General features: G+C 38.0%; 3 protein-coding genes. 1 reads left to right on the top strand and 2 read right to left on the bottom strand.

What is annotated here, in order from left to right; translation table 11 throughout:
* Positions 1–86: 86 nt before the first annotated feature.
* The gene (locus IEV09_RS11395; RefSeq protein ID WP_188368438.1) at positions 87–1,727 is read left to right on the top strand and encodes a DUF1958 domain-containing protein; all 1,641 of its coding nucleotides are present in this window, start codon (positions 87–89) and stop codon (positions 1,725–1,727) included.
* Positions 1,728–1,781: 54 nt separating this feature from the next.
* Here the strand turns inward: IEV09_RS11395 and IEV09_RS11400 are convergent, their stop codons facing one another.
* Positions 1,782–3,389, bottom strand: coding sequence for a collagen-binding domain-containing protein (locus tag IEV09_RS11400; RefSeq protein ID WP_188368439.1), 1,608 nt, complete (start codon positions 3,387–3,389; stop codon positions 1,782–1,784).
* Positions 3,390–3,832: 443 nt separating this feature from the next.
* Positions 3,833–14,158, bottom strand: coding sequence for a Cna B-type domain-containing protein (locus tag IEV09_RS11405; protein WP_188368440.1), 10,326 nt, complete (start codon positions 14,156–14,158; stop codon positions 3,833–3,835).
* Positions 14,159–14,265: the final 107 nt, after the last annotated feature.

Genomic DNA, 14,265 nt, shown 5'->3' on the forward strand with positions numbered 1-14,265 from the left:
TTTTTCTAGACTCTTTTCTATTTCTGTTTTATTTTTTTGATGGTAAAATAGAAACAAACAGTACATTTATTAGGAGGTATTTTTGTTTGAAACAATTAAAAAAATATATGATTGCCAGCTTTCTCTTCATGCTAAGCTTCGGTCTGTTTTCGCCAAATGTTCATGCGGAAGATGATTTACGCACACTCTTAAATGGCCAACAATTAGTCGCTGAAGAAAATTTACCCACCACAAGCCTCGTTATTGAAGCGACAAACGGACAAATTCTTTGGGAGGACAACACCAATCAGACGATTGATCCCGGTTATTTAACCCATCTCATGACACTATATTTAACCTATGACGCCTTGCATAAAGAGGAAATCACTTGGCAATCAACGATTACAGCCAATGAAACACACCAAGCGTTAAGTCAACTTCAGTATTTGCCCAACAACACGATTTTTGCTGGGGCAACCTATACACTAGAAGATTTAATTAAACTCGTTAGCTTTCCAACATCTACTGCCGCAAGTTATTTACTAGCGGAGCTAATCACGCCAAACTTGGACGATTTTGTCACTAAGATGAATGAAACTGCGCAACAATTGGGTTTAAAGCAAACGACCTTTTATAGTCCGAGCGGTTTAACCCCAACGAGCTTACAAGAAAACCCAGCACTAATTGACCTGACACCACAACAAGCAAACCAATCGACAGCTAAGGATCTTGCTTTGTTAACTTTTCATTTCGTAAATAAATTCCCAGAAGTTTTCGATATCACAAAACAAACTGAGGTCGTTGTACAAGGTTCTTTAATAACCCAAGAAAGCTTTACCAATCGCAATCCTTTTTTATTTGGACAACCCAATGCAATCAAAGGCGCCAATGGCTTGTTAATGGATTATAGTAACTTGCAACACACAAGCGGTCTTTTTACGGTAACACAAGGCGATATGACCGTGATTAGTCTACTTATGGGGGCAAATGATACCTTTACCATGGAAAACCAATTAAGCCCAATGACGATCGCTGGTGAAGCTCTTTTAAATCATGTATTCGAACAATATGAATACCGTGTACTTGCTGAAAAAGGTGAACAGACACTCAATCGAACAACTTTTTATCTGGAAAACGACTTCGGTACCGTCTTACCTAAGACCGCCGATGCGACGCTTGAACTCAAGGAGGGACGCCTTTATTTAACAAATAACTTGCCTCTAATTTCCGACAGTTTGCCTGAAATTGCTGTTCCTTACAGTAAAAACAGCTCCAAGATTGAGGAAAAAGTCAAAAACAACTCTTTTCTAAATAGTATTATTCAATTTTTTGAAATTACCCAATTAACAATTCTAGCACTGGGTACAATGATGATTGGCTTTCTTTTCTTCTTAATGAGCTTTTTCATTCCAAAATCATCCCCACAAAAGAACAATCAAATTGCTAACGAATTAGACGAAAACGATTTGGATTTAGAAACATTCGAAGCCGTTCCACTCGTTTCCGAACATCAAGCACCTACTGATGAGGAGATGTTGGAGGAGGCAATTGAGCCAAGCGACGAAAGTGAACCAGTGATTGAAATGAGCGAAACATTAGAAGAAGAAGCGCAACCAACTCGTGCCGAACGTCATCAAACCAATGAAATAACTACTTCTCGCTGGCCATTTCACCAAATTACTTTCTATGGTGGCCTAGTATTAGTTGCCATTGGAGTGATTAGTTTAATCGTTCAATCATTTATTTAAAGCAAATAGAGCTAGAAATCGAGTCAAACGAAGACTCGATTTCTGGCTCTATTTTTATTTTTTACGGTAGAGATTCATATAAATAAAACCTGTTGCAAAAATCGTTCCGAGCCCCACCAGCGAAAGAAGACTTTCAATCAAGCTGTCTCCCTCTCCTGTTTGCGGCAACGTTCGATAACGGTTGGCTTTATTCGGTTGTTTAGGTGTCGTTGGTTGTTTATTTTGATTGTTCCCAACAACTGATTGTTTATCCGGTGTTCCTCCGGTCTGTGGTAATTTTCCGGGCCTGTTTGGTTCTTCTGGCGTTTCTAAAGGAAGTCTCGAATCTGACGTAGAGCTAGAGGTGCCTGACTTATCTGACGACTCCGGGGTACTTGAATCCTTATCGTTTGGTTCAGTAGTACTTGAGTCCGGACTACTCGGCTCGGTTACGCTTGGCTCAGTGGTACTTGAGCCTGTGTTACTCGGTTCGGTAGTACTTGGGTCTGGGATACTTGTATCGGTACTGCTCGGTTTGGTGGTACTTGGGTCAGGGATACTTGAATCGATACTGCTCGGTTCAGTGGTGCTTGGGTCAGGGATACTTGAAGCGGTACTGCTCGGTTCGGTGGTACTAGTATCCGGCACTGTTGGTAGTTCTGGTGTTCCAGGTAACTTCCCAATGTAACGCCCAACGTAATGCAATTCTGAACTTGAACCTTCACCACTCAAATGATTCGCAATCAACGTACCATTAATCGTGCTGTATCCGTCAACAAAACAAATATTAGCTGTTGGTGCCAATACCGATCCAATTAAATTGGTTTGATTAAAACGCAAGTCTGTTATAGACGGATCAAATACCCAAAGTAGACGATTAGCAATTTGATTGATATTTTGTTGATTAATTTGTACCCCATTAATAAAAATCGTATTTAAATTTAATTGATTCGTGTTCACTTTCATAATAATCGTACCATCAACAGCGATGTTATCAATATGCAAAGAAGAACGCTCATGCTGATTCAGTTCAAGTATGTTCATCTTTTTATCCGCAGTAAAAGTAATTTGCCCCCACTCGTTGGTAGCCGAATCGCCCGTTGTTGGTAGCTCCCACAATTGATTTTGTAAATTTACGAGATCGGATTTAGCATCGCTCAAGAACGTGTTGATTGCTTCTTGACGAATATATGAATTTCCTGAACTACGCTCCGTTTGATCCCCATACTGTTGCTCCGAAATGACTACATCCCCGTTATGGATTTTTGTTTTAGTACCTGTAATCCCATTTTGAGCAATCATTCCTACATTAAATCTAGGAATCGCGTAATCATCAAATTGATTGGTCCCCCCAATCAAATTTTCTTCAAAAGTGACAATTTTGATATTCTCAAAACGCCCCGCTGCTACGGGTCCTCCTGTCTCATTGAAATTAATAAATGAATCAAATAAAATTGCATTGAAATCATCTGCTCCACCCAAAGGATTCGCCTCTGAAACGGGTATCCACAGCAAATGATTGGTATTGATTCTTTGAGCACCTTGTGTTCGGATAACAGGTTCTTCCTCACTAGCATCATCTGCCAATACGACTTGTAACATTTGAATATTTGATACACTTAACAAACCAAAAACAACAGCAACCTTAACAAACCATTTTATCTTTTTAAACAAATTTTTCATTTCCTTTCCCGAGCTTAAATGTACAAAATCCTTCTCCCCTTATTTTTACTATCTAAAAAGGACCTTACCTCTTTATTTAAAGCAATTTTCATGCCAATAATAAAACTCGTTATCTTTCTTTGTGCTATTTTCACAATCTATCGAATATTAGATGTGTATACAATTTATTTTATTGTATACATAACAGATACATTGTAAGAAAAGCGATTGTTCCGTCTTTAATGATTGTTAAAAAAACATGTGCTTTTTATTTAAAACAATGCATTCAAAAAACATTGTGAATAAACTGCTTTTCCCGTCAATAAATTTATTCCAAGAATGATATATTACACACTAATATTTTCATTCACACTCTAAAACTCTTTTTTTATTCTCTCATTTTCTTCTCAATAAAAAATAGACCGCTGAAAATTTCTCAGCGATCTCTCTCTTTAACTATTTGTTTAACCTTTACGACGACGTCTTGCTGTTACAATACTTGTAACACTTCCGATTAGAAGAATACCAAGCGTTGTGAGTAAGACTGGATTACCCGCTTCACCCATTTGAGGTAATGGTTTTTGACCATCTGCCGTTGTCGGTGCTTTATTACCGGTTGATGGTTTATCGCCACCTGTTCCTGGTACCTTGCCACTTTCTATTAATACGACTCCTGCATCCCATGTTGGGTCAATTCCTTCTGAAGCTTTGAACGTTTGATCTGCGTAATCCAATGTTAAGAACGCATTGTTTTCGTTTAGATCAATATCAATTGTCCAACCTTCCTCATCCGCATCTGAATCTTTCTCTGCATCTCCCGAATGACGTTTCGTGAATTTGTAACGTTTTTTCTGCTCTGATGTTAAAGTGAATTTCACTTTATACTTGCCAGATTCCAATTCGTCGAAGAGGTAACGACCGTTTTCATCTGTCGTTGTTTCCGCAATTTTCTTACCCTTCTCGTCAAAGAGCTCAACTTTTACTCCTGATAAGATTGGTTCATTTTTATCTTGGATACCATCTTTATTCGTATCGATCCAAGTATAATCACCAATTGCATACGTTTTTCTTGTATTCGTTACGGTTAAGTCTTGTTCTGTCTTATTGTACTCGCTTGGTGTCCCAACTTCTTGGACCGTATACACATAAGCTTCCTTGTTTGTATCTGTTTTATACAGATCTTTCCAAGTATAAGTCGTCGTACCATCTTTCAGTTCAACCGGCTCACCTAGTGCTTCACCATTTCTGTAAAGTTGGAACTCAATCGTTGGTTTAACTGTTGGTCCACCTATCCAAACTTTCGTACCTGTGATTTCAATCTTTTCACGTAAGACCACTCCTGCATCCCACGTTGGATCGATACCTTCAGTTGCTTTGAATTCTTGATCTTTGTACTCTTTTGTTAATTCTTTGCTGTTTTCGTTCAACGTAATCGTTGTTGTCCAACCTGTTAGGTGGTCAGCATCAGAATCGGTTTTGTTATCTTTACCTGAATCTTGTTTGGTAAACTCATAAAGTTCTTTTTGCTCTTCTGTTAGAGTGAACTTAATAGTGTATGTACCATCTTCTAACTCATCAAACAGATAACGGCCGTTCTCATCGGTTGTTGTTTTTCCAATTTTAATTTTACCCGTTTCATCGAAAAGCTCAACAATGACACCGACTAAGACTTCTTCGTCTGCATCTTGAATCCCATCTTTATTTGTATCGATCCAAGTGTAATCACCAATTGCGTACGATTTTCTTGTGTTCGTTACTTCGAATCCATCTTTGGCATTGCCTTCAATGACTTGTTTGTACTTATCAACCGAGTCTTCTTTAATGGTGTAGATATACTCTTCACCTTTAGTATTGTACTTCGGAAGATCTTCAAACGTATGACTCCAAACTCCTGCTTTTGCTACTAATTTCTCTGCTGGAATTTGCTCAATCTCGACACCATCTGCTCCATCATTTAATAAACCTTGTAATAGGCGAATCGTAATGGACTCTGGACGAGATTTATAGTAGTTTTCTGTTTCTTTAAACGTATCCTTCCAGATTTTTCTAACTGGAATACTAATCGTTTCTAAAGTGTTGGTGATTTCGCCTGTGTCTTGATTAATTACACCCTCGTATCCATGAACAGTCGCTTCAAATAAAGTATACTCATACGCTTTACCATTTGTATCCACTTTTGGTAAATCAGTGAATGTATAGTTCCATTCACCCTCTTTATTTGGTTTCATTTCAACTGGATCAATTATTTTAAATTCTTGCCCATTTTGATACAAGCTCACTGTAATGCTCGCCGGGCGTAAACCGAAGCGGTTGTTATCATCAGCCCATGTTTTTGTCACTGGGATTGTCGTTGTTTCCAAAGTATTTGTAATACTAATATTTTGTTGACCTTCAATCTCAGATGTAACATTGGCAATTGATGTCTCATACCCCGTTACTGGCGTTTCCGTTACAGCATATTGAATTTCATCGCCATTCTCATCATATTTTGTTAAACGAGAGAATACATCTGATTGTTGATTATTCTCTTTCACTATGTCCGATAAAGTCATTTCAACGATCGTTGTTTTGATTTCACCGTTGCTATCAATTGTTTGTTTTTCTACTGGAACAAGTTCTTTCCCAACACGTTTCATTAATTGTAAATGAATCGCATCTGGACGTAAGCCAAACTTATTCGAGTAGTCTGACCAGTTTTTCGTTACATTTACTTGCGTTAATTCTAGTTTATTCGTAACTTCGAAGCCTTCTGTTTGAGTACCAGTGATTTTTGTTGTATAGCCTGAGACTCCACGTTCTTTGATCGAATAGATGAACTCTTTTCCATCTTTATCTGCTTTGGCTAAACCTGTAAACTCACTTTTCCAATTATTAACTTGAGACAACCAAAGTGAATGACCGTCCACTGGAACAGGTTCTACTTTCGGATTACTTGTACGATATAAATCAATGATAACTTCGTTTTCCCGGATACTAATATCTGATTCGTCCTCCCAGGTTTTTTCAACAGAAATGTTCTTAATTGTTTCTAAAGTATTGGTAATCGTTGTCTGGTTAACTGTAGGTTCTAAATAACTACCAGATTTTGTTATTTCTTTTAGGAAGTAAGTATATTCTTTCCCTAATGCATCGTGTGACGCTAATCCCGTAAATTCTGTTTGCCATTCTAATGGGTTTTGTTCGTCTTTAATGGCTATCGTGCTTTCAGTACCTACTTTTTCTTCTTTTGTACTACCTGCTGCTTGACGGAAAAGTTGTACTTGAATACTATCTGGTCGAATACTTGTATCCGTTCCATCATCCCAGATTTTTGTCGCGAAGAAGACGCCTTCTGGAATTAAAGTATTTATAATGACGTGTGTTACCCCATCTTTATCAATCGTTTGCGTTGCGTTATACCCTGCTGGTACATTCGTTTCTCGCACACTGTAAATAAATGGTTTGCCATCTTTATTATGTGTCGGTAATCCTGTGAACTCATGGTTCCAAGTGTCTTTTGTCGCTTCCGCTTTTAAAGTCGCTTCTGTAACAACATCAATTCGGTCTTCACCTTTAACTTGACGTAAAAGTTCGACTGTGACAGATTCTGGACGTGCTGTCGGGTCTGTCGCGTCATTCCAGACTTTTTGAACTGGAACAGAAGTCAGTTTTAGTGTATTTGTGACGATTTTATTATCGTTACTTGTTACAGATGAATAACCTGGATGCTCTACTTCTTTAATAGTATATTCATATGCTTTTTGTCCATCAAATTTAGGTAATCCTGTAAATAGATATTTCCAATCAGGGCCCGTTATCTCTTGAGTATCAACTGGATCGGTTGTCCCGTTGCGATACAATTCAATTGTAATTTTATCTGGACGTGTTAACGCTGTGTTCTTATCATCACCAGACCATTTTTTTTCACCTTCAATAGTCATCGGTTGGAAAGTGTTCGTCACATTCATTCCATCATAAGCTGTTGTATATCCAGGAACCTCAGTTTCAACAACCGTATAAACAAACTTTGCATCTGCTTTTTTAAATTCAGGTAAATCCGTAAATTCATAGTTCCAATCTGGAGCTGTTGCTGTTGCTGTGATAATTTTTCCGTCTTTATCTTTTGCATCGATTCCATCACGTTGTAATGTTAGGGTAATTGACTCTGGACGAGATAAATCCTTCACAGTGCCATCACCTGTCCACATTTTCTTACCTGAAACTGAAGTAGGAACTAACGTATTCGTTACATTCATACCATCATATGTGGTTGTATAGCCGCTAATCGCTTCTTCTTTAACGGTAAAGATATATGGTTCTCCACTATCATTATGAGTCACTAAATTGGTAAATTCGTAATCCCATTTCTCTGTGTCCGTACCACTTACTGTAATCGTGTAATTGGTACCCAGTGTACTTCCCGGTACTGGCGCCGGTGTTCCACCCTCACCAATTTGTCGGTAAAGTGTCAGGGTAATGTCTGCAGGTCGAGTGTTGAAGACGTTGCTATCATCGATCCACGTTTTTTGACCTGAAATACTTGTTGTCGTTTCTCGTTCGTTAACAATCGTTGACTCATTGTTTGCAAAACTTGCTGCGCCTAATTCACTAATTGTAACGGTTAGGACAGTGCCTTCTTTTTTCACAATCCCTGTTGGAACGTCAACCTCTTCAATCGTATACGTTCCAGGTGTTAAACCGTTAACGTTTACCTTGCCATTTGCATCTGATGTCAAGCTCGCTTTCACTTCATCTGATACTTGCTCTATTGTATCAACCCATGCTTCGCTTGGTTCGTTTAAAGAGCCGTTATAATGCTTTCCATCGCTATTCTTAATCGTAAATACGACATCTTTTAAAGCGTGCGTCGTTAAGCCTTGCTTGGCTTCCACCTGTTTAGTAAATGTAAATGACGTAAGGGTATTGTTTAATTCACCCGCACTTACTGTATCAGGCAAATCTTTGTGAGTATCAACTATTGTAAATTCTTTTTTTGTCGTATTTAAAACATAGCCCGGGGCTGGTTTTGTTTCAACAAAACTATATTTTCCAGGCGCAAGACCTTCAACACTAACAACACCTTGATCGTTTGAAATAAGACCCGTTTGGATGTCATTGTTTTTGCCATCTACGACTTTAAATTCGGCACCAGCAACAAGTTGCTCTCCAGATTTTTTAACCAATTGTGCTGACCCTTGATAGTTAATGAGTTCCATGCCTGTTTGTAGTGCTAATTCTTGATTTGTTTCACCTGGAATCGTGAATGTTGGGCCATTGGTGTTTATGATATAGCCTGTTGGGGCCGTAACTTCAACAAACTGGTAGTTTCCTGATCCTAATCCTGTTACTGTAACTTTATTATCAGTGATTGTAACTTTTCCTTGAAGTTCTGCTCCTAATGTCCCATCATTTTGAACTTGATATACTTCAAATATTGCACCAGTGCCGTTCAAATTGATTGGATTGTTTTGGCTGTCTTTTTTCTCAAATTCAGCCGACCCTTGATAGTTAGTCAACGTTAGTCCTTGCGTGACTGCCGCTGGTTCTCCTGACGCACTAGCTAAAATCTCGAAATCAAGAGTCGTTGGATTACGCACATAATCCTTTGGCGCAACGATCTCTTCAATCGTATACGTTCCTGGAGCAAGGTGACTGACTTGTACTTTACCATCAGCCGTGTATGCTATTTGACCCACTGTTGTTTTCGCTAAATCATCTTTTTTATAAACTTTAAACTCTACTCCCGAATTGGTTAAGTCAACTCCCTGATTCAATTCGTTGATTTTACTTAATTCTGCAGATCCTTGATAGTTAGTCATAGATGCTGCTTCTGCAGTAGGTTCTCCCTGATATTCCGTACCAACCGTCACATCTTGTTTCTCAGTATTTAATAAATAGCCTGTTGGTGCTTCTACCTCTTCCCAAGAATAAATCCCTGGTGCTAAACCTTCGACCGTAGTGATCCCTTGATTCCCAGTTATTGGAACGGTAATTTCTGTAGCCGTTGCATTAAAAACAGCTGCTCCTTCTGAATCAATCCTCCCTTGATAAAAGTTTCCAGCGCTATCTTTAAAATAAAATTGTGCTGTCTTTCCAACACTCAATCCTGCCGGTTCATTAGCTAATGTTTTCGTCAACGTTGCTTTACCACGATAGTTGATAAAATCTTTGGTTAAATTGATAGCTAAATTTTCATTTGCACGTTCAGGAACAGTAAATTCTAAGAGTTCCTTATTTAATACGTAGCCTCCGTCGGCTGCCTTTAATTCCTCAAAATAGTATTTTCCTGGTGCTAACTCTTCTATTTTGATTTTCCCGTTAGTGTCAGTCTTTAGATTTTCTTGACCGCTAATTGGCTTTTTATCGCTATCTAGCAATCGGAACTCTACGTCTGATAACGGGGTGTTATTGTAGCCTTTTTTCGTTAGTTCTATGGAACCTTTATAGTTGATTAACGGTTTATCTGTTTTATCAACTACAGGCAATTCAGCATCGGTTTGATTGTCTACTGCTGTAATCTCAAACTTTACACCTTTAGTGTTGATGATATAACCTGTTGGTGCTTCTACTTCAACAAATTGGTATTCACCTAGGCCTAAAAGCGGGCCTGTTACAATACCATTTGAATCAGAAGTAAATTTGTTTACATCAGTCACTTGTCTTTCTTGAGCAACCCAATTGATCGTACCATTTGCATTGGTACCGTTATAATAATTATCCCCATCAAGCTTTTTGATAACAAATTTTGCTCCAGCCAATGGATTTGAATCTTTGTCTATCTTCTTCATTGTTGCTTGACCTTGATAGTTAATCAGAGAACCAGCCAGAACAATCGTCTCAGGTTTCCCATTTGCCGAAGCATCAATTGTAAATTCAGAAGAAGGCGTTGGATTTTTAATATAATCCGCTGGCGCTGTCTTTTCTCTGAGTTTATATTTCCCGGGTGCTAATCCACTAATTGTGACAATACCATTCGCATCGGTTTTGCCTGTTTTTCCTGATACCACAACACCCTTTTCATTAAGTACTTCAAAAACAGCATTTGCTAATCCTATATCATTCTTGTTGGTTTTCTTCCATTGAACAGAACCTTGATAGTTAATAATTGTCACTGTAGGAACTGTTTGCGTACCATTAGAATTTAATTCAAAGACAAATCGAGCACTTGGTTGTTCGTTTAAAAGATAGCCCCCAACAGCTTGCTTCTCTTTGACATAATATTCTTTGCCCAATTCAATCACGTTTCCAATATGCGCTGGGTCAATGTTTAACTCTAATTTTCCACCTTTTTTGATTTCTAAATCCTGGTATTGCGACACGATAGCATCGGTTGTCCCGTCATATAAATCAAAAATCGCACCATTTAAAGGAGCTCCAGTCTCAGATTTTTTCTCTAAAATTACTTGATAGCGAGGATCCTCGGCATCGAACTCATGGACCTTTCCAGCAACTAAATCTTTCAAGTCAACTAGTTTTCCTTTATCGTTTCCACCACGATCAGCATACTCGGAGTTAATCGTATATCCCGTTGGAGGTGTAACTTCAACAATTCGGTATTGACTCGAACGAATATTAGCAAAAGTTAATTTTCCGTCTCCATCTAAATGTACCGCTTGACGAATACGCACATCTCCCGTAGCATTCCATAATTCGAAAGAAGCTGCTTTGGCAACTTCACCCGTAATCGGTGTCACTGTACCATCTTTTTCTCGTTTAACAATTTTCAATGATCCGACTGTTCCTTGTCCTGAGCCTGAAGATCCGGACATTTTAACAGGGACTTCTTCTACTTTACTATCTGTAATTGTCGTGATGTTTTTACCAGAAATCTCATATTTATTTGAGATTGTAAAAATTCCTGAAACATCGATAAACGTATCGTAAGTCAGTATATACGGTTCGTTAATTTCTTGATTAAATTTCAATTCAAAAGATTGCTCCCCTGTAAGAGGATCACTCGTATCTTTAAATGTATATAACCCTGAGGATTCTGATAGCACTTGATTTCCTCGTGTTAAACTACCATCTGAATTAATCGTTGCTGAATACAGTTTTACACTGTCTGCAATGAATACACTGTAAGGGTCTCCTGCCGCTGCAACAGTATCCTTCAAGGTAAATTCATCCACTTTAGAACCGTTTGGATTTAATTCAATTTCCCAATTAATTCGATTACCTGTTTGTTTTCCAGATTTATTCGCAAAGTTATTACCATCATCAATTGCTGTTGTTTCAGCTTTAAGCTTATATTCCTTATTGCCAGCTAATACCGTGGCAGTATTCTCAATCACTGTTTCTGTAATAAGATTATTTTTGAACTTCGTTTTAAATTGAATTCCAATGGTACCCTGTTTCCGCGCAGACTCTTTAAAAGTAACTGTCAGTTTATTTTGGTTACCCTCTACTGATTGTTTTAGTGAATAATCACTCGTAATTGGTGTCTTGCTTATAATTTCGCCTTTTGCATTAATCGTATAAGTGTATACTTCTAGGCTTCCTTCGACATACTCTTGTGAAGCGTCAAGAAGGTCTTCTATCCTATAATCTTCAGCTGAAATATCCAAACGTGCATAGTTGGTATTAATTTCCCAAGTAATCTGTTTATCAACTGGATTAAACGTTCCTGATTTAACGCCATTGGGGCCTGTGTGACCACTAGGTGTCCCTTCAACTTCAGCAGTATTCGTACTATAGTCAATTCCTCCTTCTTTCCATTTAATATCTGCTTTATTTTTGTATATTGCAGAACCATCTGAATTTCGCTCAAAATTCGTCTGATAGCTTAATGTGAAAGATTCCTTCGTTGATGCATAGTTACCTGTGAAGTGAACTTTAAAACTTCCGGGATTTCCAGGAGCAGGGGGAGTTACTTCTAATTGATAATCCGTATCACGTACTAATGGCTGACCGGAACCATCTATTAATTGAAAAGTATCTTCTTTTAATGTCAGACCATCACCCACAAATTTATCTTCTAACACTAAGTTATTCATTTGATAATTGTTTTGGTTAATTTTGATTTCCCAATCAATGATTTTTTCTTTAACATCATATCCGGGACTCGTTTTGATAATCCCTGGTTGCGTAAATGTTCCTTCGCTTCCAGATGTTTTTCCTGTACCAGAAGTTACTTCATTCTGAATCGTTCCACCTTGAGTCAAAATCTCCCCATTGTTTTGAATTAATTTTGTTTTGTACTCAATGACATAAGCGGAGGATACGTCTTGATTAAAGGTTAACTCAAAACCTGATTGATTCGCTTTTGGTTTCATGTCGTACTGGCTACTATCAACCTCTGTTTTACTACTAGCAATAACATTTCCCGATTCATCAAGTGTAACTGAATAAACTTTAAACTTATTCAGTTCCATTGAACCTTTTGGCGTCCATGTATCTTCAATAATCGCTTTGTCTTTGGTAATTGTTTTACCACTTAAGTTGTAAAGAATTTCCCAATCAAATGTTTGTTCTTTATCATTGTATCCTAGGTTTGATTTGGTTAATTCTTCTCCATAGTCAGAGCTTACCGATGACTTGACAGATTCTGTTGCCGTTCCGTTATTTGTTAGAATGGCTTCGTTTGTCCATGTTTTTGTTCCTTCTAAATTTGAGTCAACAATCTCTGTTTCGTATTTCAAACGATACGCTTGATAGCTTTCTTCTTCTGTTAGATTTTTTAAAACGACATCTAGGTTGCCTGTTACCTCATACTTATCACTAGATAATTTCACTGTGGTCTCTTTAACTGTACCGTCTAATCCAACCGATAGTGTAATCACTTCAAAACTATTCTCTTTATACTTCATCCCTGTTGGAATTTTATCCGACACCGAAGGATTGATTAATTTTTCTAATCCCGTATTGATATCGACATTCCAAGTTGCACTTGTTGCCCCAAACCCTTTATCAATTGTTCCACTTTTATTAATTAGCTTTCCATTTGCGGATTCTAAATATAAAACATAATTTTTTTCGTCCCCACTAATTGGACTCTCGATTACTTTGATCGTTTCATTTTCTAATTTTTGAATATCAATCCATGTATCAACTTGGACCGTTCCCTTAACCTCATCTTGACCAATATTTTCATTAAAAGTTAATGTTACTTTGCCATCTGTATCAATGACATATTTTCCAAAATTAGTGGTCCCGTTCGATAATGTTCCTTCCATCGCTCCACTGATCTCGAACAAATCTGGCAGTGAAAAAACGAACGTGTCATCTTTTTGGTATTCGTGTTCCGCTGGTAACGCCCATTCAAAATGAACACTGACTCCCTCTGGACTGTTTGGATTTAAAGGTTTAGCTTGCGTTCCTTCGTTACCAAAGCGATCCGTAATTTTAAAATTAGTAATAATATTTTGTGAAATTGCGCGTGATTTCCGCTTAATCTCTTTCGTTAATTCATCTGTACTTTCCTTTTCACTTGTTTCATCACTCGTCCCCGTGCTGCTCTGGGCAGGCTCCTCGTCTTCTTCTTTACTTTCTTCCGTTGCGCTTGTCTCTTCTTGGCTAACGGCTGTTGCTCCGCTATTTGCGCTTGTTGAGGGTTCTGTTGAACTGCTCGTTGACGCTGTTTTATTTTCGCTAGTTGGCATGCTGGTACTACTACTTGCACTAGTGGTAATTACCCCTTCCGCCGGTATTTTTTCGCTTGATAGTGTTTCATTCACACTTTGGACTTCGCTGCTTGCTTGCGTGCCCGATGTCGTATCTTCAGCAAAAACGGTAACGACTGGTGTTAACGTTTGTGCGAATAAAATAACTAACATAAATAGTGTTGAAAACTTGCCTTTGATTTTATGTTTCATTTTTTAATTGACTCCTCCTATTTTTTGATATCGCCTCGTTAATTTAACCAAATCTTAACCTTCTTGCCAATATTTATGCTTAATAAATCGTACAATTATTCTTGATA

It is taken from the genome of Enterococcus alcedinis (assembly GCF_014635985.1).
Taxonomy (GTDB): domain Bacteria; phylum Bacillota; class Bacilli; order Lactobacillales; family Enterococcaceae; genus Enterococcus_I; species Enterococcus_I alcedinis.